The sequence below is a fragment of the Gynurincola endophyticus genome (assembly GCF_003991195.1).
GTDB classification, from domain to species: Bacteria; Bacteroidota; Bacteroidia; order Chitinophagales; family Chitinophagaceae; genus Gynurincola; species Gynurincola endophyticus.
Window position 1 is genome coordinate 115,254 of the sequence record NZ_RCWL01000007.1, and the last position, 25,204, is coordinate 140,457.

Below are 25,204 nucleotides of genomic sequence, written 5' to 3' on the forward strand. Positions count from 1 at the left end.
TGAGATGTTAACGCTGGGGCAGAGTGGATATTGTTAATGATAAAAAGAAGGGATGTGTTTGCACCGGATGATGTCAGACAAGATAAAATGACTTTATCATGAGTATAAAAAAATTGTTGAAACAGGTAACCGCTTCACATTTTCTCTTTTATTCTTTAATTTGTAAACCAGCTACTTATATAATTTTGTGTATGAAAGAAAAAAGTATTGGATTTAAACGCCTTTTTATTTTTTTACTGATCGCTGTTACGGTGTCTAATCTTTTCCGTTTTGATGTATTCAGTATACGCCCGCAGTTGGAAGCAATGCCGGCCTGGTTATATGTTTTCTTCGCCGCTTTACTGGAAGGTAGCGGTGTACTGGCAGGAGCATTGGTTGCTATCCCCCTCCTCAAAAGAAAACGTACCATTGAAATGTCTTTCTGGGGCGCTTCAAAAATGAAAGTGTTAGTAATGGCGGTTATCCCGGTAGTATTGCTGACTATTATTGGTGTAGGTAATAACTATGAACTGAATGTAAATCTTTACGGCCTGATGGCTGTAGTGGCAAGTTTGCTTTATTGCATAATGGAAGAGTTCGGCTGGCGTGGATATCTGCAGGAAGAATTAAAGTTTATCCAACCCTGGAAACGTTATCTGACGATAGGCACTATCTGGTACTGCTGGCATTTGTCTTTTTTAACCAATATATCTGTAAGTGAAAACCTGATTTTCTGGGCAATGATGATTTTAGCAAGCTGGGGAATCGGGCAGGTAGCCATTGCTACAAAATCAATTTTAGCCTGTGCCTGTTTTCATTTGATCATTCAGTTAATGATGTTTAATTCATTTATCAAAAACGGGCTCAACGGAACTCAAAAACTAATCATCTTAGGGGTTTCTGTAATGATATGGATAATGATTCTGCAAAAATGGAAAAAAAATCAGTAGAAAAACTATGCTAAATCCTATGCAGGAATTGCAGTCAGGATGACTGCTAATGGCAAGCTGTTGCTTTACTTCAATTTATTAATTATAAAAAAGCATACATCGTTTTAAAGATCAAACAAACTTTGAATTTTTAAAAGCGTAACAAGTTAAAATAATAAAAGTTCTTACCTGTTGTTATCGATTTGCTTTTAATACTACTCCTACAAGGTCTGGTGACGTATTTATTTTTTTGAAAAACTTATATAAAACAACTACTGTGTTTATGTTGATGATATGCACCTTGATTAACCGGAAAATTGTATTACGAATGATTTTTCCGGCATTGATAGCACTGGCAGGAGCAACTATTCTTATCGTAAGAAAAAGAAGATAAATAAAGATTCTACTCCTTTTATATTTAATATCCTATCAGTCTGAAAGGGAAGATGATCTACCCGGATTGTCTTCCCATAATAATCACAGGGTCTGTCTTATAAGATACGAAAAAAAGCCCGTTTTTCCAAATCAGCAGCCCCACCGTCTTCCTCTTTGTAGAATTGTTAAGCATTCTAAAGTTTTCGAATACAAAAGGATAGAAGAAAACTATTCTTGTTGAAATAATATTATTATAACATTCGAAGCTTGTCGTATCGTTTCTTTTTCTCTTAAAAACCTTTAATTTCGTTGTTTAATCCTTCTTTCATTGGGATCAGGCAACTCTATATACGGCGATAAAGAGCTTCTCTTACAACTGAAGGATGATAGTGAACACGCATTCAAGCTGATATACAATCAATACTATGATCGTATCTATCAGACTGCTGTGCGTTATTTAAAATCATCAGAGGTAGGGCAGGAAGTAGTTCAGGATGTCTTCATGAAGTTGTGGCTTGAGCGGAACGACCTCCCTCAATTGTCATCTTTAGAAGCATGGCTGTATACTATTGCCAAAAATAATATCCTGAATCGTTTAAAAAGAAGTGCTGTTGAATGGAAAGCCAAACGACATTTTACGAATCATACTCCACAATCAGAACAAACAACACTCAATGCGCTGAATGACCGGGAATACAGCGGTCTTTTAAGAGAAGCTATTGAAGAACTGCCATTACAGCAACGCCAGGTGTTTGAACTGGCGCGGCATGAAAAACTGACTTATGCCGAAATCGGTAAAAAGTTACAAATTTCTCCTCTTACCGTGAAAACCCATATGTCACGGGCATTGCAGCATATCAGAAACTGGATGTCAGGACGGGGTATTGAAATACCACTCACCCTGCTTTTGTTAAAAAATTTTTTTTAGACCTGTACTCCGGGTGACTTAGTTGATTGTCTTATTACCAAAGGCCTTGACTATTATCATTCGTATATGAATTCTAACGAGCAGTTTGACTATTTATTAGATAGATATCTATCTGAAAAAATTACTCCTGAAGAAAAGGAGCAATTTTTTAATTTATTGATAACCAGTGATTATGATGATAAATTGGATGCTCATATTCTGACGAGCCTCCAAAATACACCGATTACTGAAAATGCCGGCATGCCCGGTCGTGCTTCTGAAGAAATTATTCAAACCATTCTTCAGTCATCTGGTAACTTCATTGAAACTATTCCCGAAAAACCATCCCGCCGCCTGTTTTTCCGATTATCGACTGCCGCCGCAGTAGTTTTAGCCCTGACGGCCGGATTATTTTTGCTACTCAATAATAAAGAAGAACAAAACTATTTTGCTGCTCAGGTAGAGCAGATGCAGTTTCGCCAGTTGAATGAAAGTGACACGTTGCAGTTGCTGGTAATGAACGACGGAAGCCGTGTTACTTTACATCCGGGTGCTTCTTTATATTATCCTTCTCAGTTCTCTGATACACTCAGAGAAGTTTACATGGAAGGAGATGCCTTTTTTGAAGTATCTCCCGACGTTACAAAACCTTTCCTTGTACATAGCCGCCATATTACCACCCGTGTATTGGGAACCAGTTTCCTGATTCGCATGGACCCTCAGACAGGTGTGGAAGAAGTAGCGGTTAAAACCGGACGTGTACAAGTGTCTGAAAATATTCGTGCACTGAATAAACCGTCGGAAGATGTTCCTGCGGTGATTCTGACTCCCAATCAGAAAGCTATTTATGAAACGGGTAAAAGAGTATTATTTGCTACGTTGGTAGCCAGCCCGCAAGTAGTAGTAAAAGAAAGTGAAACTCCTGTAGAAGCTGTAAAGCAAATCAGTTTCAAATACGAACACCAGAAACTATCCGACATTTTTCGTGAGTTAGAAACCGCCTATGGTATTGAAATCAATCTGGAAAATGTAGCCCTTGGGGACTGTTTATTTACCGGTGATCTGTCTGACAACGATTTATTTACACAACTGAAAATTATATGTTTAACGACACAGTCTTCGTACGAATTGAAGGGAACTGAAATTCTGATGAAAGGCAATGGGTGTCATTAAATGAATTAACTCACCAACCCCACTATTGCTGTATGAAAAAAAGATGCCCCCCATGATATTGTATAAATGAAGAAGAGCCGAATGTGTTGGCGCACAGTTCGGCTCTGAGAAGCCTTTCAGCTTCACTGCGTTTTTATTCTATTCTCAAAACAAAAACAGTTTAAATATATGAAAAATAAGCAACAACTGGTTGCTTCAATATGCTTTGCCATGAGAATAACAATTGCTCAAATAGCACTGGTATTGATAACAATAAGTTCTCTGTATGCAAATGAAGTCAACGGACAGGAAGTTCTAACAAGAAAATTTACGCTGGATATTAAAAATAAACCTTTGAGTTCGGTGATCGGAGCCATCCAAACCCAAACCAAAGTTCCTTTTTCTTATAGTGTAAATGCCATTGATGCGAATCGTCAGTTTAGTTTAACCGCACGTAATCAGTCAATTGGTGTATTTCTGGATGAAATTCTTGCCACATTGCAAATCAGCTATGAAGTGGTAGATGATAAAATCGTTCTCTTCAGGTCTCCGGTAACAGCTAATAATACTGTACTTGAAAACAGCATTATCAGAAATGATAAAACAATTAGCGGCCGTGTGATTGATGAAACGGGTGAACCGGTAGCAGGAGCTACTGTTTCGATTAAAGCATCCAACGTAGTAGTAACAACAGATGCAAACGGACGTTTTTCTATTGTTGTACCCAATGATCAGGTGACATTGGTATTTACGAGTGTGGGTCACGAGGCTTATGAATTAAAAGCCACAAGTGCGGAGAATAACCTCGTTGTATTGAAGAAAAAAATAACGGAACTCGAAAATGTTGTAGTAACCGCTTTAGGCGTGCGCAGAAAAGAAAGAGCGCTGGGATATGCTACACAGGCGGTGGATGGTTCTACATTACAAACTGTAAAAGGGGTAGATGTAGCCACTTCTCTTACCGGTAAAGTTTCCGGTATGATCGTAAAAAACAGCTCTGAATTTGCACAGGCGCCTGAATTAACCATGCGTGGTGAAACTCCATTGATCGTAATTGACGGAGTTCCGTATGGTAACATGACGCTGCGTGATGTTCCTCAGGATGATATTGAATCAATCAACTTTCTGAAAGGTGCTACTGCTTCTGCCTTATATGGTGAGCGCGGAGGTAGCGGTGCAATCATGATCAGTACGCATAAAGGAGCAAGCGGTAAAGGTTTATCTGTTTCTTTCAATAGCAGTAATATGTTTGAAGCCGGATACCTCGCTATTCCTGAAATGCAAGGCCAGTACGGACGTGTGGTAAATACAGCTACCAATACTTATGTTCGTAGTGGTGACGGTTCATGGGGGCTTCCTTTAGAAGGACAGGAAGTGATTCAATGGGATCCGATCAGCAAATCAATGCAGCCAATGGCTTATCTGCCAAGAGGTGCTAATAACTTTAAAAACTTTTTAGAGCAGGGGCATATTATCAATAATAACCTGAGTATTGCTCAGAGAGGTGAGTTGGGTGGTTTCCGTGCATCAGCCACATGGGTAAATAACAAAGGAACTTATCCTAATTCTAAATTCGATAAAGTTACTTACAGTGTAGGTGGAGATATCCGCTTGGATAAATTCTCTTTATCTACTTCTATCTCTTATAACAAACACCAGTCTCCTAACTTAGGTTTCGGAGGTTATACCGGATATGATCCGATGTATAGTCTTTTAATATGGGGTTCTCCTGATTGGAATATCTTAGATTATAAAGATTACTGGTTGGTTCCGAACGAACAACAAAACAGTAGTTATACTGCAGGTAATAATAACCCGTACTTTGACAGATATGAGCGTATACGCCCTTATAATAAAGATATCTTCAACGGTCAGTTGACTATGAACTATGACTTCATGAAAGGGCTGAAAGCCACTGTTCGTACCGGTTATGATACTTATAGCAGCAAACAGGAAGTTAGAATTTCCCAGGGTTCATTCCAGGGAGGCGGTAACTCTAAAGTAATGAACAACGGTACTGAAATCTGGGGCGAATCATTAAGAGGCTCATACAATATGGGTATCAGCCGCGGATTCAGCACCAACACCGAAGCTATGTTAATGGGAGATTTTGCATACAATGATTTCCGCTTCGACGGTTTTGTAGGTGGATCTGTTTATTATAGAGAAGATGAGTCAATGGAAGCACGTACACAAGGCGGACTTTCTGTTCCAGGCTATTATTCTTTAAGAGCTTCAATGAATCCGGCTGCAGTATTATCAGGTGTATGGAGAAAACAAACCAATAGCGTATTCGGTAGAGTAGGCATCAGCTGGCGTAATCTGGCTTTCCTCGAAGGTACTTTCAGAAATGACTGGACTTCTTCTTTGCCGCAATCAACACGTTCTTATTTCTATCCGTCACTATCGGGTAGTTTGGTATTATCTGATTTATTACCGGTTCAACCATGGTTATCAATCTGGAAGGTTCGTGGTAACTGGACAATGTCGAAAGGTAGTCCGAATATTTATGAAATCAATAATGTTTACTCTATTGCTACTAACCAATGGGCTGGTTTACCTACGGCTACTTATCCTACGGCAATTCGCCCGAGTGATGTATTCTCTTTTGAGTCTACTTCAACAGAGTTTGGTACGCAAATCGGATTATTCGGCAGCAGATTAATGTTTGATGTTACTTATTATACCAAAACATTTGCGAAACCTCTAAGAATGACATCTATCAGTCATGGTTCTGGTTTTAGCAACGTTTATACTAACACTGATGACGAAACAACGCGCCGTGGTTGGGAGATTTCAATGAATGTAACACCTGTTAAAACAAAAGATGTTCGTTGGGATATCGGTTTGAACTGGTCTAAATTCGCGAGCTACTATACCAAAATCGACCCGAAATATGCTGTACAGGGCAGAGAATGGGTAGCTACCGGTAAGCGTACCGATCATTATGTGTATAATGAATATCAGACAGACCGTGATGGAAATGTTGTAATGAATAATGGTATTCCTACTTATAAACCAATCTTGTCTTTAGCAGGATATTCAGATCCGGACTGGACATGGGGTATTAATACTTCTGTCGCTTATAAAAACTTTGTATTTGCTGCTTCTGTTGACGGACGTGTAGGCGGCCTGGCTCAGTCAGTTACAGAGATGTATATGTGGAGATCAGGTAATCACCCGAACTCTCTGACAGAAGCCCGTTACCAGGATGCAACAAACCCTGGTACCAGAAATTATCTGGCTGAAGGTGTAAAAGTAGTATCTGGTGCAATTACCTATGATGCAAATAATCAGGTGGTAAACGATACCCGCGTTTTTGCAAAAAATGACGTTTATACAACTTATAAATCTTATCTGGAAGGACTACATAAAGGAACAGCATGGGGTGGAAACCCTTCTCCGGTAGATCTTTATTCTACTACTTTCTTTAAGTTAAGAGAAGTTTCATTAACCTATATGTTCCCTGCATCATTAACGAATAAATTACCTTTTAAAAATGTGTCGGCTTCTGTTGTAGGACAGAACCTTATCTACTGGGCAAAACAGTTTAAATACTCTGATATCGATGGAGGTACTGAAAACTTTACAGACCCTTCTTTAAGATATATCGGGTTTAACATCAGACTGGATTTCTAGTAAACACATAAAATCTTTAGAACAATGAAACGTAATATAATATTCGCAGTGACGGCAGCTTGTTATGTAATGCTGGGCTCCGGCTGCAATAAGTTTAGTGAAATTAATACGAATCCTGACGCTACGGTAAACGTGAATGCCACTATGCTGGCCACTAACGTAATTCTGAAAAATTTGAAATTTTCAGGCCGTGACGCGATGGCTTACATATCTGATAACGGTGTAGCAAAGTATGTAGCTTATGCAAACCAAAATATCATGTCGTCTCAATATAACTATCTGGGAACAACAGATTTCAGTAACATGACCTTGTTACCGAATGTTGAGAAAATGGTGATGTATGCTACAGGTACTCCTTCAGAGAATTCATACAAAGGTTTAGCGAAATTCAGCCGCGCTTATATGTTTTATCAGATCACAATGAAAGTAGGGGATATCCCTTATTCTCAAACCGGTAAAGGTGAAGAAGGTGTGATCAATATACCTTATGATACTCAGGAAGAAGTTTTCCGTGGTATTTTGGCAGAATTAAGAGAAGCTGATCAGTTATTTGCTGCAGGAACTACATTCTCAGGTGACCCTACGCCATATGCCGGTAATCCTGATAAATGGCGCAGAGCAGTAAATGCTTTCCGTTTGAAAGTATTACTTTCTCTAAGTAACAAAGCAGGTAATACCAGTATCAATATCGCACAAGAGTTTGCTGATGTTGTACAGGGAGGTTTCTTAATGACTGAAACAACAGGATTCTTAGGATTGAATTACAATGCTATTAATATGCACCCTGTATTTAGTACGAATAATGTAATTACCAGCCGTACTATTGTTAGTTCATTATTGATTAATGAGTTGAAAAAATACAACGACCGCCGCATGTTCTATTATGCAGAACCTGCTGCTGCTCAGATACTGGGCGGAAAGCTACAAACAGATCCTGATGCGTATGTTGGAGCTGATGTGGAGGATAACTATGATGCGGTAACTGCTGCGCACCTTACAGGGGCTTACTCAATCATTAATTTAAGATATCTGAACAATGTTAGCAGTGATCCGCGTATGCTGATGACTTATGCAGAACAACAATTAATACTTGCTGAAGCTCGTATTCTCGGTTGGATTAGCACCGGCACACCGCAGAGTTATTATGAAACAGGTACCGCAGCTGCATTAAAACATCTGATGGAAACAACAGCTTCTTATGCACATGGTATGCCAATTGATCAGAACTATATCACCAATTACTTTAGCGGTGAAGCTGCCTTCAAAGCAACAGCTGCTGATCAGTTAAAGCAAATCTGGATACAGAAATACTTCCTGAATTTCATGCAGGATCCGATTCAGTCTTATTATGAGTATCGTCGTACGGGATATCCTGAATTTCCAATTGATCCTGCCACTTCTATGAATGAAAATAAGAGAGAGGCTATTCCGGTTCGTTGGATGTATCCTGGTGTTGAAGTAACTCAAAATCATACTAACCTGGTACAGGCTTTAGAACGCCAATACGGTGGTATTGATGAAGTGAATCAACTGATGTGGTTGTTAAAATAAGTTAAAATATATAAAACCGGTCATCCGCTCTTGTGGATACCGGTTTTATTCTTTTTATTGTATTTAAAAACATTATTGGATGAGATATATAAAACTTTCTTTGTTCTTGTTGATGACAGCAATGGTTTCTTGTGATGATAAAGAAGAATGGAAATTGACCTGGGCTGATGAATTTGATGTAAACGGGTTACCAGATTCTACCAAATGGAGTTTTGAAACGAAAGGAAATGTGTATGGATGGGGAAATAATGAACTACAATTCTATACTGAAAAAGAAGCCGGAAATGCATTTGTAGAAAACGGAATACTGAAAATTGTTGCTAAACAAGATTCCATTGAAGGAAAAGGTTATACTTCTGCCAGATTAATTACACATAACAAAGCCAGTTTTACATACGGTAGAATGGAAATCCGTGCTAAACTTCCTGCCGGAAGAGGATTGTGGCCTGCTATATGGATGCTGGGCGACAATATTCACGAAAAAGGATGGCCCCTCAGTGGTGAAATCGATATCATGGAACACGTAGGATATGAAAAAGACAGTATCTATGGCACGATTCACTCAGATTCTTATAATCATATCAAAAAAACAGAAAAAACAAAAGCTATTTTCCTGGCTGATCCATATACTGATTTTCATATTTATGGAATCGAATGGACTCCTGAAAAAATTGAATTTTTTGTAGATGGACAAGTATATAATACAGTTATCAATGAACACCTTTCTGAAAAAGAATGGCCGTTTGATCAGCCCTTTTATTTCATCCTGAATCTTGCTGTTGGTGGCAACTGGGGTGGAAAAATGGGTGTAGATGAAACTGTTTTCCCGGCTACAATGGAAGTTGATTATGTACGTGTTTATCAGAAGGAAAATTCAAAATAGTTACGTCAATTCAAATAAGGTAAGAAGCAACCTCTGGCCGGTGTATTTACACCGGCTTTTTTATTGATGGCTCATCTGCTACCAGTCTTTTAATACCTCAAAAGCTCTGAACTGATACAGTATGAATTAAATATATTGTTACAGCTGGTTTTTTCTGTTTTCCTGATACTTTCTCATAAATTCTTTTTTAGAATCATGATAGGAAGAAACTATTCCAATCTTATGCATACAGAAGATGTATATCCAGGCCAGGTCTAACTGATAAGGCAAAAAGCCAGCTCTGGCACTTCCCGGATAGAGATGGTGATTATTGTGCCACTCACCGGTAAAGAGCCCTGGTCTTGTTTGGTTGATGGATAAATTGCTCCGGTCAAAATCAATTCCGTCAATATGTTTTGCTTCTCCTTTTCCATGACCGGTATAGTTAAATGCCCTCACCAGTATAAACCACATCATTGCTGCTGTGAAAATGGCAGAAACCATTGCCATTCCACCGATCATATATAATATCGCAAACCAAAATCCCCAGTTTAATAACCATAAAAGAGTTGCATACCCCGGATGTGTAATAGAACCCCATCTCTTATACTGCGTATAAGAGTTCGATACGATGCCTGTATGCTGCATTAACCGGGATGCTTTTGTATAGTCGCGCTCGTCGAGATTTTTATTGATGCTTTGATGATTTACATCAGATAGCATACAATATAAAAATCCACCACCGGGATTATATGGATCTCCGGGCATATCAGATTTTGCATGATGTACATGGTGTGATACTACATAAATCTCCTCAGGAAAGGTTTTGATGGCAAGGTTCTGTGTTATGACACGCCAAGCAGGATTACTGAATTTATAAGCTCTGTGCGTACAGAATCTATGGAACCATATAGTACCGTGTGTACCCATGTATATTAAACTATAAGCGATTAATACAATCAGTAACAACCATGAAAAATGGTGAAAGATGAATAAATACAGGAACGGTACCATGCATAGAACCATTAACCAGCTCATGAGAGATATCCAGTTCTTTTTGCAACGGAATATATTAATCCGCGAGAAAGCTTCTTTCCATAGCTGGCCTTTAGTCGGAACTTTTAAAGTTCCTTCCGGAGTAGTCCATCCATAAGAGGGTTCCTGAAGAATATGATCGATAAAGGCCATTAGAATAAGTATTATTTTATAAAAAAATGAGGCAGGTTATTTTTGCCTCGTGATTGCTGTTGCGTTTAATCCTCTCGGACCACGTTCTATCTGAAAATCCACTTTGTCGCCCTCGTCTATTAACTCAGACAAGTCATTCACATGGAAAAAGTATTTTTCACTTTTTCCGGTTTCAATAATAAAACCGAACCCTTTTGCTTTATTAAAGAAACTTACTACCCCCTGGCGGATATCATCTGTAATTTCCTCTTGTTTAGGTACTCCGATTACTATGTCTTCTACATTAATCTCTTTCCTTCTCGAAAAGTCTGGTGGAGTATCTGTGATATTCCCGTTTTCATCAACATAAGCAATCATACTGTCGAAGGAATCACCCTCTTTTTTAGAGGTTTTTCTTTCTTCTCTTTTTTGTTGTTTCTCTTGCTTAATTTTAATTCTCTTTTTTTCTTTTTCTCTCTTTTGAAAGGTTTCTTTTGATTTAGCCATTATTAATTTTTTTGTTCACAATGAATACGATCATCTTTAATGAAGTACTCTTTATTTCGGGCATCTAGTAGGATAAGTTAAAATGCAGATTGCTGAGCAGCATAAAAAATAGTACTAAGTGCAGTAGCGATTTGAATAAATCTAAGATTTCTCTTTGATATAATGAAATTATTTAACAGATGTTTGCCTAAATGGCAAAAAAGTTAACAGATATTTTATAGACAAAAGCGGGGCTGCAAAAATGGTACTGATGTGTATAACAGAAGGAAAGTCAGTGCTTTAGGTCATGTTGTTCATCTGACTTTCCTTTGTTTCGTTTTATATGTTTCCGGCAAACTCGATGAGTTTATTCATTATAGCCGGTGGATTAACTTTAGAAAGAAGCTTGTGTAAAAGTTCTTTTTCTACGCGAACCTCCGTTTCTGAAAGGAGTGAAAGAGGCAACTTCCTTCTTTTCAGTGGTTTCATTACCATATTTATACGGAACATCGTACGGATGGTTTTTAACAATCGGAATTGTTTTCGCGATTAACTTTTGAATATCTCTTAAATAAGAACGTTCTTCATCTTCACAAAATGAAATTGCAATACCTTTTACACCAGCTCTACCGGTTCTGCCTATACGATGTACGTAAGTTTCGGCTGATTCAGGAAGGTCGAAATTTATTACATGACTAACACCTTTAATGTCAATTCCGCGTGCTGCAATATCAGTTGCTACTAAAATTCTGGTTGTCTTATTAATGAAATTTTCAAGGGTGCTTTGTCTTGAATTTTGCGATTTATTACCGTGAATGGCTTCGGCTTTGATACCGGAATTGTTAATGAATTTCGCAATTTTATCAGCCCCGTGTTTTGTTCTCGAGAAAACAATCGCTGTATCAATTGCTTCCGTTTTGAGAATGTGCAATAACAAATGACGTTTATTCGGTTTATCTACATAATAAAGCGCCTGCTCAATTAATTCTTCTTTTGGTTCAACCTTTGCAATTTCAATTTTTTCAGGATTATTCAGTAACCCTGCTGCCAGTTGCTTTACATTAGCAGGCATTGTTGCCGATAATAAAATTGTTTGTCGTTTAGATGGAAGTTTTGAAATAACTCTTCTTACATCATGAATAAATCCAAGATCCAGCATGTGATCGGCTTCATCTAATACAAAAAACTCTACCTGATTTAATGAAACATGTTTTTCCTGCATCATATCCAGTAAACGACCCGGCGTTGCAATGAGCACGTCAACACCCTGGCGTAATTTTCTAATCTGGTTAAATTTCGGAACACCACCATAAAGTGCCAGATGTTGTAAAGGAAGATAACGTGTATATAAAGCAATACTGTCTGATACCTGAATGGCTAATTCGCGCGTAGGTGTTAAGATTAACGCTCTTACAGCAGGTTTTTTATTGGGAACATGTTTTTCGTTTAACAAATGTAACAGCGGAAGTGAATAGGCCGCAGTTTTTCCTGTTCCTGTTTGTGCACAGCCTAATACATCTCTTTTTTGTAACAACACCGGAATGGTTTTTTCCTGAATCGGAGTGGGAGTATTATAGCTGATTTCGTTGAGCACCCTTAATAAGGGTTCTGCCAACATTAAATTTTTAAATGACAATTGAATATTTTTTAATAAATAATGTAGTAAGGCTATCCTGAAGATACTTTACTCGCCCTACGTTATAACCTGACACTGTATTTGAGGAGAGAGCAAATAGGTGGGATCTAACATATAAGAATGCAAAGATACAACTTTTAAGTGAATAATGAAGTTCTATCATAATGAGTTAATAATCAGATTGATAACTTGCTTGTTGTAGCAATAAGGCTGATTTTCGTATAGAAGATTGAAAATGTTTTTTTGGGCGATATGAAGGGCTTACGATTTTTTTTATTTAATAACGTTATAGTGTATACGATATACGATTTTATCAATGCAAAAAATATTTGCCCACACCATCGTTTTTTTTTGATTTAGAAAAATAACATTCAGTTAATGAAAGGTTATAGTAATTTGTTTTATAAGCATTGTGTGATGCAAAATAATGCTGTATTATTTTATCATTCTCATTTTTTGTTTATAATCTGTTTCTAATGATGCGTGTATATAATTGCATATCAGTTATCTATGAGCATGTGTTTTTGATTATAATGCTATTTTAATATTTTATTTACAGCTGATTTTTATTATGGCATAGGCTTTGCCTTATGAGCTCAAAATAAAAGATGTAGTATTCAATACTACATTTTTTATCCATAACCTCATTGAAAATTCGAAAAGTTTAGACCATGATAGATGTTAGCAACGATAAAACAGAGGCACCCGTTTTGCCGAATTCGCCTCGTTCTTCTTACGCTTCGGTGAAGCCAAAAAATACAGAAGAGCGAGTTAGAGAAACTGTTGATACGAATCTTAAAACTTCAGAGTATTGGGTATTGGCAGGAACTTTCATCTTGTTATTGAGTAGTGTTTTCGCTGCTTATTATTTATCACCGTATTTTGAACAATTACGCGCTGAAAGACTTGCTACTTTCTGGGGAACGGTGTTCATTGTTTTTACATTAGCGCTTTTAGCAGTTAAAGTTTGTTTTCTGGTATTCATGTTTGTTTTGTATTTCAGATACAAGGCTACTAAATCTGTTTCACTCGAAAAATTACCAATATGTACTGTAATTGTACCCGCTTATAATGAAGGAGAATTAGTTTGGGAAACATTAATGAGTTTAGCCGAAAGTAATTATCCTAAAGAAAAATTACAATTGATTGCTATTGATGACGGTAGTCAGGATGATACCTGGTACTGGATGAAAAAAGCGAAAGCCGTTTTAGGTGATCAGTTATCCATCTATCAGCAACCAGAAAATAAAGGAAAACGACAGGCTTTATATCGCGGTTTCCAATTAGGTACCGGTGATATTTTTGTAACGGTTGATAGTGATTCTGTTGTTAGAAAAGATACATTGCGTAATCTGGTAAGTCCGTTCGTTCTGAACGATCAATGTGGGGCAGTAGCAGGAAACGTACGTGTGTTAAATAAAACCAACGCAATTATTCCGAGAATGCTGAATGTAAGTTTCGTATTCAGTTTCGAGTTCGTTCGTTCTGCTCAAAGTATGATGGGGTCGGTATTATGTACGCCAGGCGCTTTAGCAGCGTATCGCCGCGATGCTGTGATGAATTGTCTTTCTGAATGGGTTGATCAAACTTTTATGGGACAGCCTTCGGATATTGGTGAAGACCGTGCAATGACTAACATGATTCTCAAACAAGGTTATCATGTATTATTTCAGAAAAATGCTTACGTGTATACTAAAACGCCTGAAAAATATAAAAACCTGTATAAAATGTTTATTCGTTGGGAAAGAAGTAATGTACGTGAGAATATTATGATGAGTAAGTTTGCTTTTAAAAACTTCCGGGAAGGTAGTAAAGCCGGCACCAGAATATTATTATTGAATCAGTGGTTAAAGGTAATGTTATCTATTCCGATGACGATTCTGATGTTTGTTTTTATCACCACGCATCCGATTATATTTGTCAGCTCCGTTTTACTGAGTATTCTTGTATTTTCCAGCGTGCAGGCTTTCTTCTATGCTAAATCATATAGTTTGGCAGAATGTTTCTGGGCATACCCTTACAGTATTTTTTATGCATTCAGTTTATTCTGGATTACTCCCTATGCTATCGCAACAGCAGGCAGAAGTGGTTGGCTCACCCGGAATTTACCGGAAACAAAATAAAATGGTTTTTAGAATATAGTTTAAAACGACCGGCATCACGCCGGTCGTTTTTTTATCAGCATGTAGATGTGTTTAAACAACGATAGAATAATTGATTATTGTAATAATAATGTAACTTATTATTTGTGTGCTCTTTCTGCGCTAAATGACCCGCGAATTCTCATTGTATTTTAATGTTTGCCAGCCGTAGGTTACTGTGTTATTTAAACGAAATTTCATATATTTACCCTACAACCTTTTGGTTGCTCCCTGATCATTCCGTTGAATGATCTTTACCCCCAATGTGTATATATCCTGAAGTAGCTTAAATAGATGTGTGGCATTATTGTCAACACAAACGATTAGATTATTTTCTTCTGTTATCAATAAAGTGGTAATGGCCTGTCAGGCTGTTGCAAAATGAAAATTTGGAATTTTATTATCGAACATTAAAAGAGCATAACTATCATGAAGACAATTGAACAAAAATTAATATCACTGGGACAGGAAGTAAATCATCCGTGTGTAACCATTTCTTTGAATACACACAGAACACATCCGGATAGTGAGCAGGATAAAATTCTATTAAAGAATTTAGTGAAAGATGCCGAAAACAGAATACTGGAGCTATACGGTAAAAGAGAAGTGAAAGGATTGCTGGATAAATTATACGCAGTGGAAGATACTATTGACGTGAATTATAATCTTGATAGCTTACATATTTTTCTATCGAATGATACTAAAGAAATTATTAAATCAATGTGGCCGGTTGCACATAATTCAGTACAGGTGGATGACCGGTTTGCAGTACGTTCGCTGATTAAATCTTCGAACAGAGTAGAAGAGTATTATATTATGGTATTATCGCAAAGCGGAGTGCAGCTCTATGATGCAGTGAATGATCGTATTGTTGAAGAAATCAAAGAAGGTGAATTTCCTTACCCCGCTACGCCTTACTTTTTACCGAATGCAGAAAAAGCAAGTGACGGTAAACAGGTCGACAACATGATCCGTGAATACATTAATAAAGTTGATCAGGCTTTTGTGAAAATTCACAATGGTACAGATCTCGGCTGTGTGGTGATCTGTACAGAAGAAAATTACAGACATTTAATGGAAGTGGCTAATAAACCAGGTATTTATCTCGGTAATGTTTCTAAAGATTATAATAATGCCAGCGTACATCAATTGGCAACACAAGCCTGGGAATTTATCAAAGACCTGCAATTCAAACGTAGAACCGCTGCTATCGAAGAAGTACAGGCAGCAATCAGTCAGGGTAAAGTAGTGACCGATTTACAGGAAATTTATCAGGCTTCTATTGATGGACGCGCTGATTTACTGGTAGTTAATATGAACTATACACAGCCGGCGATGATGACCGGTGACCGTACATTCGATTATATAGACGATCCTGCTACCCCTGAAGCGGTTGATGATATTGTGAGCAGCATCGCCTGGGAAACTTTATCAAAAAACGGCCGCGTTGTATTTACATCTCAAGAGTCTCTGAATAATTTAGGGCAAATTGCCTTGAAAGTTCGCTACTAAAGAAATATTATAAATTTTAAGTAAGAGTTGGGAGCAGCAAATACGAAAAGAACAGTCTGTTTGATCCGGTTTGTTAAGTCTCCTGACTCTTCATTATTTTTATTTATGTAAGCTGAACCTACTACTATCCTCCAATGCAAGCTTGTTTTTTAAACACTCAATGCTTATTTAATTCTTTTACTATCCAAATTGAAACTCGTCAGGGCTTGTAAGTTGTAAAATTTTTCAACCGCCGTAAGAGCTTTTTGGAAGCTATTCCTATTCTTATTGCCTTAAAACGTAATTTGGTACTGTCGTATAAAAGATGTATCTTATTAGAATAGACCTTTCTGTTTTAGAATACTTCTCTTTGCCCCGTCAATCCATTCATTGGTGTTTTCCTTTCTTCATTCGATTCTTTCCCTTGTTCATTAGAATGAACCTTTCTTACATTCACCTGCATGCTAGATTTGTATTGTTATCAATCAAAAACAAATAATAACAATATGAACAAAGAATTAGTTTTTTTAAGAACATTTGCTATTACAACAGCCGTATTGGTTGTTACGATTACTTCAGTAGCTTTTAAGCAAACTCAGAAAGTAAGCTTCGATGAAATAGATGTACAACGAATCAACATTGTGGAGGCAGATGGCACTGTTAAAATGGTTATTACAAACGTTGACCGTTTTCCGAATGGGAAGGATACGATTAACGGAAGACCGACTAATGTTGACAGAAAAAAACGTTCAGGTATGTTGTTCTTCAACGAAGAAGGTATGGAATGCGGTGGGTTTATTTATGATGGTTCTAAAAGAGCCGACGGGCATAGTGCCGGAATGTCTTTAACCTATGATCAGTATGACGGCGACCAGGTAATGCAGTTGTTAATGCAGGATTATAAAAAAGGCGACAAAAGAACGATTGCCAGCTCACTGGTTTTTAATGACGGCCCTCTCAATGCTACACAACAAGGGATGGATGAAATTTTCAGAGAAATTGATGAAATAGCTAAAACTGATCCTGCAAAAGCACGTGAGAAATATAAGGAATACGAACAAAAAGGGCTGATTGGCGGCGTACAGCGCATTAAACTCGGACAAACACCTTCTGAAAACAATGGCTTGTTCTTATTCGATAATCAGGGTAAAACAAGAGCAATGTTTTATGTTGATAAAAATAATAACGCTAAACTTGTATTTTATGATGGAAATGGAAAAATCGTTAGCTCTTTTCCTGAATAATTAAACTATACGCTATTTAAACAGGTATCCGGCTAAACAGTAATCGGTGTTTTAGTACTGATTGCTGTTCCCGGATACCGGTTATTTACAAAAATATTCACTAAAAGCGGATACATGAATAAGCTATTCAACAAAATCTGGTTGAACAGGTATTTTTTGGGATTTGTATTGCTCTTTTCATATGTGCAATCGTTACAATACCGTTTGCTTTCGAGAAGAATTATAGATATTTATGTATTTACCCCGGAAGCTGCTCTTTTTACTTTTGTGGATGTTTGTGTTCTTTTTCTTATTATCAGAAGGAGGATTGGATTTTACGAAAAACGGCAGCAGAAGCTGAATTTTTTTAATATCCTGAAAGTGTATGTTTCTGCAATGATTGTTTATCTCGCGTTTATTAATCTGCTTTCGTTTCTGATTTCATGGGTTTTTGGTACGATCGATAGAAATTACAGTCTGCGACAGGTACTCTTCAATAACTTTGACCATTTGCTGGACACCTGCATTTACGGTAGTTTTTTTATAGCGTATTATCTTTGGAAAAAGAATAAGGCAGATACAAAAAAAATAAATGAATTCAATGCTGCGTTATCAGAAAGTAAGATAACGCAACTCAAAGCTCAATTGAATCCACACTTTTTATTTAATAACCTGAATGTACTTGATCAGTTAATTGAGGAAGATAAGAAAGTAGCATCTGCATTTTTAAACGACTTTTCTGAATTATACCGGTATGTGTTGGAAACCTCCGAAAAGGCATTAGTAAACTTGTCAGATGAATTGATTTTCGCAAAAAGTTATTTTCGGATGATTCAGCATAAATATGGAAATGCTTACCGGTTGGAGATATCAGAGGGAGCTTTTGAAAATTATTTAATTCCTCCTTTATCGCTTCAATTACTATTAGAGAATGTTGTTGATCATAATCTGGGAAAAGAAAATAATCCTGTTCTGATACAAATTGATATCAATGAAAGAATAATGGTGAGCAATACCTTGTTACCTAAACCTGTTCAGAAAAAATATGGTGGCAGGTCGCTGAAAAATCTTGAAAAGCAATATAAGCTATTGTCAAACGAATCTGTACAAATCGAAGAGCAACAAAAAAAGTTTATTGTTACATTACCTTTGATTTTAAAATAGCATCTAATGATCAATATACTCATTATTGAAGATGAAGCTCCGGCGCGGAGAAAACTCAAACGATTTCTGGAAGAGTTAAACGAACCGTTGAATATATTAGCTGAAATGACAACAATTGAGGAGGCGGTTATTTTTTTGAAAGAAACCACAAACATTGATCTCATCTTTTGTGATATAGAACTGCAAGACGGAAATGCATTTGATATCTTTAAGCAGGTAACAGTTTCAAGTCCGATCATTTTTACCACAGCATATAGTCAGTTCTTAATGGACGCATTTGAAGCAAATGGTATTGAATATCTGCTAAAGCCGTTTTCTATTGAACGTTTCATGAAAGCCTGGGATAAATTTAAAAGGCTAAGGAATTTTACCGAAAAAGAAAATCTGATAAAAAAAGTGTCGGCTTTTATTGATGCTCAAAATTTTAAACCCAAAGAATTTAAGAAACGTTTATCTATTAACGCTGCGAAAGGAATGTACTTCCTGGATATCCTGGAGATCGTTTATTTCGAAGCGCAGGCTGCAACGGTAACAGCTTATGATAATAACGGAAAAAAACATTTACTGACCCAGCCAACGTTGAAAGAGCTGGAAGAGTTGATTGACCCGAAAGTTTTTTTCCGGATTAACCGAAGTGAGATGATCAATAAGGAATATATAGAACGTGTTGAACGGGCTTCTAAGAATGTGGTGGCAATCAAAATGAAAGGATACCAACAGTTACTGGCAACAAGCCAGAGTAGTACCGCATCGTTTAGAGAGTGGGTGGAAGAATAATTAATAATTAAGAGTTGCACTATTCATACTATAAATTAAATTATCTGCGCAAATCAGCGGCGAAATTTCACCTGTCAAACATAGGAGGAATTAAGTGCTTAATTCCTCCTATGTTTCAGGATCAGAATTTATTGAAAAAGAAAAGGCTGATTACGTTGAATAATTCCACCACCTATGAGGTCATTGCCTTCATAGAAAACGGCGCTTTGGCCGGGAGCAATTCCTTTTGCGTCATCATAAAAACGAACCAATATGCCATTTTCATGATTGTAAAGATTAGAAGTAGTGCCTCTGTCTTTATATCTGATTTTCGTTATAGCTTCATGTCCGTCTTCAATTCCGTTATATTTAACCCAATTGATTTTAGATACCACCATTTCCTGTTGGTTCAGGTCTATTTCATCTCCTAACACAACGGTATTTGATTCGGGTAAAATGTTGGTAACATATACCGGTTTACCAAATGTAATATCTAAACCTTTGCGTTGCCCGATGGTATAAAAAGGATAACCTTTGTGTTTTCCTAATATTTTACCGTTTTTGTCTACGAAATTACCTCCGGCAACCTGTTGCTCTAAACCGTCCACTCTTCTTTTTAAGAAACCGCGGTAATCATTATCGGGCACGAAACAGATCTCATAGCTTTCCGCTTTTTTGGCCAGTTCCGGATAACCGAAATCAAGTGCCATCTGACGGATTTCAGTTTTTCTGTATTTACCTAAAGGTAAAATGGTTCTGCTCATCAGATCCTGCTGAATTCCCCAAAGCACGTAACTCTGGTCTTTCAGTTCATCTATTCCTTTGCTGAGATAAAATCTGCCATTGGTATGCTGGTGAATATTTGCATAATGACCGGTGGCGATGAATTCACAATCCAGTGCATTGGCTCTTTTAAGCAAAGCTCTCCATTTAATATGGGTATTGCACATAACACAAGGGTTGGGTGTGCGCCCCGCCATATATTCTTCTACGAAATTATCAATCACGGCATCACCGAATTCTTCGCGAATATCTAATATAAAATGTGGAAAACCGTGTTGAACGGCTGCCATACGAGCGTCATTAAAAGAGTCAACATTACAGCAACCGGTTTCCTTCTTGCCGCCCCCGGAGGCTGCATAGTCCCATGTTTTCATGGTAATTCCGATTACTTCGTATCCTTCGTGGTGAAGCATGAGGGCCGCGACTGTGCTATCAATCCCACCACTCATGGCTACCAATACTTTTCCTTTACGACTCATTTTTGACTTTTTGAAATTAACAAGCAAAGATACAAATAGTTCGTGGCCCCCGGATAATTAAATTCGCAGAAATCTAAGAAATGAACTTTCTTTGCACTCCTTTTGAAAAAACGTATTTTAGTAGGAATTTCAAAAAATTGTGAAAAATATTCGGCATGATAAAATTACAAGTCATTGGTAATCTTGGTAAAGACTGTGTTACCAATAATGTGAACGGAAGAAGTGTGATTAATTTCAGTGTGGCTCATACTGAACGTTTTAAGAATGCTCAAGGGCAGGTACAAGACAGAACAATTTGGGTAGAGTGTGCTTACTGGACCGACAGAACTGCCATTGCACCATATCTGCGCAGAGGTACTCAGGTGTATGTTGAAGGCCAGCCGGAAGTAAGAACTTATCCTAAAAATGACGGTTCTACAGGAGCTTCTTTAACATTAAGAGTTACTTCAGTTCAGTTATTGGGAAGCAGAGGTGATAATGCTGGCGGCGGTGCTGGCGAAGCCCCGGCTCAAAACTATGGCGGTGGCGGCGGATATCAGTCGGCCCCAATGCCTCAACAGCAATCTGCTCCTCCTCCAATGAACGACAGTTTTGACGATTTACCTTTCTAAATAATAATCCTCCCCTCAAAGGAGGATTTTTTATTCCGTTGCGGTGAGTGTAGTTAAAGCGTAGCAGCGGCTGCTTAATTCTTTTAAATTCTTAATGTTGAATATTTTGTAATCTCAATGGGAAACATGAAGGTAATGAGGGTTAGCAACAGCGCTTCATTCCCTTCATGTTTAAATTGAAGTCTGCAGCTAGAAAGAGTCAAAGCGCAGTAGCAGCTTAATTCCTGAATGCTTAATAACTGAAAGATCTCATGTTCACATTAAGAACATTAAGCAATTCAGTGATTATGGTTAATATCGGTCAAAAAACTATCATGTATTCAAAAAATTAATGATTAATTTAGACCAAACGTTTTATAATTATGAAAATCAAATGGAAATCATTTATAGCAGCACTGGCAATGATTACAACGATTGTTAGTTGTGGAGAACAACCTTCTAAAGAAGAAAAAACTGCGGTTGAAACCGGCACCACTCCTGATTGGAAATTGGGTGTTCAGCTTTGGACATTCAACCATTTTGATATGCAAACAGCACTTTTAAAAGTGGATAGTGCCGCTATCAGATATGTAGAGGCTTATTTAGGCCAGCCATTTGGATTCGGTGAAACGGAAGTGAAATTCGGTGTAGACATCACCGATGCTCAACTGGAAAAACTCAATCAACTTTTAAAAGAGAAAAATATTAAAATCAATGCCTTTGGGGTAGTTGTTCCGGCCAATGGAGCTGAATGGATAAAAACATTTGAACTGGCTAAAAAAATCGGTGTTTCTTATATCACAGCCGAACCAATCAAAGCCCATCTGGATACGGTGAACTTATTAGCCGGTGAATATGGAATTCCTGTGGCTATTCATGATCACCCTTATCCTAATGAATATGCACACCCAGACAGTGTAATCAATGCAATGCAGGGGCGTAACCACCTGTATGCCTGTGCAGATATCGGCCACTGGGCAAGAAACGGATTGAATGTGGTAGAATGCTTACAAAAGCTGGAAGGAAGAATTTTGGGAGTACACCTTAAAGATGTGAGCGAATCGGGTAATACAAAAGCTGAAGATGTTGTGGTGGGTACCGGTGTAATTCCGATGAAAGAGGTTTTTGCAGAGTTAAAACGCCAGGGCTTTAAAGGCCAGTTCAGTATCGAAAGAGAAAATAACTGGTGGCATAATCTTGAAGATGTGATTGCTACTAAAAAACTATTTGACGAATTGTCTAAATAAATACTTTCAAAGCTGCTCTCTCAGAGCAGCTTTTTTGTTTGAACAGTGTATCACTCCTGACTTTTAACTCATAACTCTTAACTCTTCATTCTTAACTCTTTTAAACTATTCTTACTTTTGTTGAATGGAAACAGTATATTCTTATCAGCAATTATACAACCTGACCCATCAGGTTTTTATAAAAATGGGATTCTCAGAACAACACGCTACTACAGCCTGTCAGGTATTATTATCCGCAGATATCCGCGGGGTAGATTCACACGGTATTGCCCGCTTATCAGGGTATATTCGTTTATGGGAAGCAAAACGGGCCAATGCTGCTCCACATTTAAAAGTGATTCATGAAACGCCTTCAACAGCCGTAGTAGATGGCGATAGCGGGTTGGGATTGGTAGTGGCTCCCTACGCCATGAACATTGCTATCGAAAAAGCAAAAAATGTTGGTACCGGATGGGTAAGTGTACAAAATAGTAATCACTTCGGTATTGCCGGATATCATGCAATGATGGCACTCGAAAATGATATGATCGGCATTGCGATGACAAATGCCAGTCCGTTAGTAGCCCCTACCTTTTCAAATGAACGACTGTTGGGAACTAATCCGATCTGCGTAGCCATCCCAGCGGGCAATGAACCGGCATTTGTTGCAGACCTGGCAACCACAACGGCAGCAAACGGAAAACTTGAAATTCTGCAAAGAAAAGATCAGGAAGCACCTTTGGGGTGGATACAAGATAAAGACGGACAACCGTCTACCAATCCTCATGAATTAAAAACCGGAGGTGCATTACTGCCTTTAGGCGGCGATCGCGAACACGGTTCTCATAAAGGATATGCATTAGGAGCTGTGGTGGATATATTTTCTGCTATTCTGAGCGGAGCGAATTACGGACCATGGGTACCTCCGTTTCCGGCGTATGTTCCTATGCCGGTAGGAATGCCAGGAAGAGGAATCGGTCATTTCTTCGGTGCAATGCGTGTAGATGCATTTCGTTCCGCAGATGAATTTAAAGCGAATATGGACCAATGGATTCAGCGTTTTCGTAGCTCAAAACCGGTTGACCCGCGTCAGAAAGTACTGATTCCGGGCGACCCTGAACGTGAAATGACTGCAGAAAGAATGAAAAACGGCATTCCACTCCTGGCCGCTGTGGTAAAAGATTTGAAAGAAATAGCCGGGAAGTTTGAAATTCCTTTTAACTAAAAAATATTTCTTTAGAAAATTTTTAACAGCAGAAAAACGCATATTATCTTTGCTGCCGTTTTGCAACTATTTATTAAGACTTAAAAACGCTCCCAGGAGAAATATATGAAAGTGATGAAATTTGGCGGTACCTCGGTAGGCAGGCCTGAACGCATGCACCAGGTAGCGAAATTGGTTACACAACAGGATGAACCTGTGATTGTTGTGTTAAGTGCGTTAAGTGGAACAACCAATGCTTTAGTAAAAATCGGAAATGCGCTGGCCGCCAGCGACCGTGAGGCTGCGAAAACCGAAATAGATACACTTGATAAACATTACCAAAACTTCATAGGTGAATTAGTAACTACTCCTGCCGCACAGGAAGACGCCAGAAAAATTATCGCTGAACATTTTGAGTTCCTGAATATTATATTGAAAATATCTTTTTCAGAAGCATTAAGCAAAGATATCCTTGCACAGGGTGAATTGTTGTCAACAAAACTTTTTTCTATTTATCTCACAGAGAAAGGAATTGAACATTTGTTTTTGCCGGCACTTGAATTCATGAGTATTGATGCGAATGATGAACCGCATGTAGAAGATATTGCTGCTAAACTGAATCCGTTATTGGCTAAACATACCGGCATTAAATTGTTTGTTACGCAGGGATATATCTGTAAAAACTCCAGAGGTGAAGTGGATAACCTTAAAAGGGGAGGAAGTGATTATACTGCCTCACTGGTAGCAGCCGCTATTCAGGGATCAGTATGCGAAATCTGGACAGACATTGATGGTATGCATAACAACGACCCGCGTGTGGTGAATAAGACTATTCCGATTGAGCAGTTAAGCTTTGATGAAGCTGCCGAGCTGGCTTATTTCGGAGCTAAAATTTTACACCCTACCTGTATCTGGCCTGCAAAACAAACCGGCGTACCGGTAAAGCTTTTAAATACTATGCAGCCCGATGCAAAAGGAACCACTATCCGTAAAGAGGCGGGGTCTAATGGTGTAAAAGCAATCGCTGCAAAAGACGATATTATCGCTATAAATATCAAAAGCTCAAGAATGCTGCTGGCCTACGGGTTCTTGCGTAAGATTTTTGAAGTTTTTGAGAAATATAAAACGCCGATCGATATGATCACCACTTCAGAGGTAGCCGTTTCGGTAACCATCGATCAGGCCGATCATTTAACTGAAATAGTAAGAGAACTGGAACCTTTCGGAACCATCACTGTTACCAAAAACCAAACGATCATTTCTGTAGTAGGTAATAAAATTGCCGCCACTCCGGAGGTTCTTGATAACTTGTTCCACTCGCTCAACAAAATTAATATCAGTATGATCAGTTATGGCGGTAGCGAGCATAATATCAGCTTGTTGGTACCGTCGCAACATAAAATCGAAACATTACAGATTCTGAACAAAGGATTATTCGGCCTGGAATAAGCTGCCGGTCTTTCA

General features: G+C 38.1%; 19 protein-coding genes. 15 read left to right on the top strand and 4 right to left on the bottom strand.

Annotated features, from left to right (window positions below):
• Positions 1-98 precede the first annotated feature (98 nt).
• The 6 genes from D9O48_RS13515 to D9O48_RS13540 all read left to right on the top strand — a co-directional run bounded on the left by D9O48_RS13515 (position 99) and on the right by D9O48_RS13540 (position 9,415).
• Positions 99-929, top strand: coding sequence for a CPBP family intramembrane glutamic endopeptidase (locus D9O48_RS13515; RefSeq protein WP_199750578.1), 831 nt, complete (start codon positions 99-101; stop codon positions 927-929).
• Between the two features lie 682 nt (positions 930-1,611).
• Positions 1,612-2,211 (top strand): RNA polymerase sigma-70 factor, encoded by a 600-nt coding sequence (locus D9O48_RS13520; RefSeq protein ID WP_158624897.1) that lies wholly within the window; start codon positions 1,612-1,614, stop codon positions 2,209-2,211.
• 66 nt (positions 2,212-2,277) lie between these two features.
• Positions 2,278-3,363, top strand: coding sequence for a FecR family protein (locus D9O48_RS13525; protein WP_126973518.1), 1,086 nt, complete (start codon positions 2,278-2,280; stop codon positions 3,361-3,363).
• A gap of 168 nt (positions 3,364-3,531) precedes the next feature.
• Complete coding sequence (locus tag D9O48_RS13530; protein ID WP_233589246.1) at positions 3,532-6,981, top strand: SusC/RagA family TonB-linked outer membrane protein; 3,450 nt, start codon at positions 3,532-3,534, stop codon at positions 6,979-6,981.
• Between the two features lie 24 nt (positions 6,982-7,005).
• Positions 7,006-8,532, top strand: a complete 1,527-nt coding sequence (locus D9O48_RS13535) for a SusD/RagB family nutrient-binding outer membrane lipoprotein (RefSeq protein WP_126973519.1) — start codon at positions 7,006-7,008, stop codon at positions 8,530-8,532.
• A 79-nt stretch (positions 8,533-8,611) separates the two neighbouring features.
• The gene (locus D9O48_RS13540) at positions 8,612-9,415 is read left to right on the top strand and encodes a glycoside hydrolase family 16 protein (protein WP_126973520.1); all 804 of its coding nucleotides are present in this window, start codon (positions 8,612-8,614) and stop codon (positions 9,413-9,415) included.
• Positions 9,416-9,553: 138 nt separating this feature from the next.
• Here the strand turns inward: D9O48_RS13540 and D9O48_RS13545 are convergent, their stop codons facing one another.
• The 3 genes from D9O48_RS13545 to D9O48_RS13555 all read right to left on the bottom strand — a co-directional run bounded on the left by D9O48_RS13545 (position 9,554) and on the right by D9O48_RS13555 (position 12,683).
• Positions 9,554-10,582, bottom strand: coding sequence for a fatty acid desaturase (locus tag D9O48_RS13545; RefSeq protein WP_126973521.1), 1,029 nt, complete (start codon positions 10,580-10,582; stop codon positions 9,554-9,556).
• Positions 10,583-10,618: 36 nt separating this feature from the next.
• Positions 10,619-11,068, bottom strand: coding sequence for a cold-shock protein (locus D9O48_RS13550; protein ID WP_126973522.1), 450 nt, complete (start codon positions 11,066-11,068; stop codon positions 10,619-10,621).
• A gap of 373 nt (positions 11,069-11,441) precedes the next feature.
• Entirely contained in the window at positions 11,442-12,683 is a 1,242-nt protein-coding gene (locus D9O48_RS13555) for a DEAD/DEAH box helicase (protein WP_126973523.1), read from the bottom strand.
• A gap of 671 nt (positions 12,684-13,354) precedes the next feature.
• Between D9O48_RS13555 and D9O48_RS13560 the strand changes: the two genes are divergently transcribed.
• The 5 genes from D9O48_RS13560 (at position 13,355) to D9O48_RS13580 (ending at position 19,479) form a co-directional block, all read left to right on the top strand.
• Positions 13,355-14,806 carry a glycosyltransferase gene (locus D9O48_RS13560; protein WP_126973524.1) on the top strand — a complete coding sequence of 484 codons (1,452 nt, stop codon included), beginning with the start codon at positions 13,355-13,357 and terminating at the stop codon, positions 14,804-14,806.
• A 447-nt stretch (positions 14,807-15,253) separates the two neighbouring features.
• Positions 15,254-16,336 carry a baeRF3 domain-containing protein gene (locus tag D9O48_RS13565; RefSeq protein ID WP_126973525.1) on the top strand — a complete coding sequence of 361 codons (1,083 nt, stop codon included), beginning with the start codon at positions 15,254-15,256 and terminating at the stop codon, positions 16,334-16,336.
• Positions 16,337-16,821: 485 nt separating this feature from the next.
• Positions 16,822-17,559, top strand: coding sequence for a hypothetical protein (locus D9O48_RS13570; protein ID WP_126973526.1), 738 nt, complete (start codon positions 16,822-16,824; stop codon positions 17,557-17,559).
• A 114-nt stretch (positions 17,560-17,673) separates the two neighbouring features.
• Positions 17,674-18,702 (top strand): sensor histidine kinase, encoded by a 1,029-nt coding sequence (locus tag D9O48_RS13575; RefSeq protein WP_126973527.1) that lies wholly within the window; start codon positions 17,674-17,676, stop codon positions 18,700-18,702.
• Positions 18,703-18,708: 6 nt separating this feature from the next.
• Complete coding sequence (locus D9O48_RS13580; protein ID WP_126973528.1) at positions 18,709-19,479, top strand: LytR/AlgR family response regulator transcription factor; 771 nt, start codon at positions 18,709-18,711, stop codon at positions 19,477-19,479.
• Between the two features lie 128 nt (positions 19,480-19,607).
• Here the strand turns inward: D9O48_RS13580 and mnmA are convergent, their stop codons facing one another.
• Positions 19,608-20,720: a tRNA 2-thiouridine(34) synthase MnmA gene (gene mnmA / locus D9O48_RS13585; RefSeq protein WP_126973529.1), complete on the bottom strand. Its 1,113-nt coding sequence runs from the start codon at positions 20,718-20,720 to the stop codon at positions 19,608-19,610.
• Between the two features lie 155 nt (positions 20,721-20,875).
• Here mnmA and D9O48_RS13590 point away from each other — a divergent pair, with 155 nt between their 5' ends.
• From D9O48_RS13590 to D9O48_RS13605, 4 genes are all read left to right on the top strand, one after another.
• Positions 20,876-21,331 (top strand): single-stranded DNA-binding protein, encoded by a 456-nt coding sequence (locus tag D9O48_RS13590; protein WP_126973530.1) that lies wholly within the window; start codon positions 20,876-20,878, stop codon positions 21,329-21,331.
• Positions 21,332-21,693: 362 nt separating this feature from the next.
• Complete coding sequence (locus tag D9O48_RS13595) at positions 21,694-22,557, top strand: sugar phosphate isomerase/epimerase family protein (protein WP_126973531.1); 864 nt, start codon at positions 21,694-21,696, stop codon at positions 22,555-22,557.
• Positions 22,558-22,681: 124 nt separating this feature from the next.
• Entirely contained in the window at positions 22,682-23,761 is a 1,080-nt protein-coding gene (locus D9O48_RS13600; RefSeq protein ID WP_126973532.1) for an Ldh family oxidoreductase, read from the top strand.
• 114 nt (positions 23,762-23,875) lie between these two features.
• Positions 23,876-25,189 carry an aspartate kinase gene (locus D9O48_RS13605; RefSeq protein WP_233589252.1) on the top strand — a complete coding sequence of 438 codons (1,314 nt, stop codon included), beginning with the start codon at positions 23,876-23,878 and terminating at the stop codon, positions 25,187-25,189.
• Positions 25,190-25,204 lie beyond the last annotated feature (15 nt).

Bases quoted from the DNA above. Each gene is read 5' to 3' on its own strand.
- D9O48_RS13550 (WP_126973522.1), bottom strand. From the start codon at position 11,068: ATGGCTAAATCAAAAGAAACCTTTCAAAAGAGAGAAAAAGAAAAAAAG.
- mnmA (WP_126973529.1), bottom strand. From the start codon at position 20,720: ATGAGTCGTAAAGGAAAAGTATTGGTAGCCATGAGTGGTGGGATTGAT.
- D9O48_RS13600 (WP_126973532.1), top strand. From the start codon at position 22,682: ATGGAAACAGTATATTCTTATCAGCAATTATACAACCTGACCCATCAG.
- D9O48_RS13560 (WP_126973524.1), top strand. From the start codon at position 13,355: ATGATAGATGTTAGCAACGATAAAACAGAGGCACCCGTTTTGCCGAAT.
- D9O48_RS13590 (WP_126973530.1), top strand. From the start codon at position 20,876: ATGATAAAATTACAAGTCATTGGTAATCTTGGTAAAGACTGTGTTACC.
- D9O48_RS13545 (WP_126973521.1), bottom strand. From the start codon at position 10,582: ATGGCCTTTATCGATCATATTCTTCAGGAACCCTCTTATGGATGGACT.
- D9O48_RS13595 (WP_126973531.1), top strand. From the start codon at position 21,694: ATGAAAATCAAATGGAAATCATTTATAGCAGCACTGGCAATGATTACA.
- D9O48_RS13565 (WP_126973525.1), top strand. From the start codon at position 15,254: ATGAAGACAATTGAACAAAAATTAATATCACTGGGACAGGAAGTAAAT.
- D9O48_RS13605 (WP_233589252.1), top strand. From the start codon at position 23,876: ATGAAATTTGGCGGTACCTCGGTAGGCAGGCCTGAACGCATGCACCAG.
- D9O48_RS13570 (WP_126973526.1), top strand. From the start codon at position 16,822: ATGAACAAAGAATTAGTTTTTTTAAGAACATTTGCTATTACAACAGCC.
- D9O48_RS13525 (WP_126973518.1), top strand. From the start codon at position 2,278: ATGAATTCTAACGAGCAGTTTGACTATTTATTAGATAGATATCTATCT.
- D9O48_RS13575 (WP_126973527.1), top strand. From the start codon at position 17,674: ATGAATAAGCTATTCAACAAAATCTGGTTGAACAGGTATTTTTTGGGA.
- D9O48_RS13535 (WP_126973519.1), top strand. From the start codon at position 7,006: ATGAAACGTAATATAATATTCGCAGTGACGGCAGCTTGTTATGTAATG.
- D9O48_RS13515 (WP_199750578.1), top strand. From the start codon at position 99: ATGAGTATAAAAAAATTGTTGAAACAGGTAACCGCTTCACATTTTCTC.
- D9O48_RS13530 (WP_233589246.1), top strand. From the start codon at position 3,532: ATGAAAAATAAGCAACAACTGGTTGCTTCAATATGCTTTGCCATGAGA.
- D9O48_RS13580 (WP_126973528.1), top strand. From the start codon at position 18,709: ATGATCAATATACTCATTATTGAAGATGAAGCTCCGGCGCGGAGAAAA.
- D9O48_RS13540 (WP_126973520.1), top strand. From the start codon at position 8,612: ATGAGATATATAAAACTTTCTTTGTTCTTGTTGATGACAGCAATGGTT.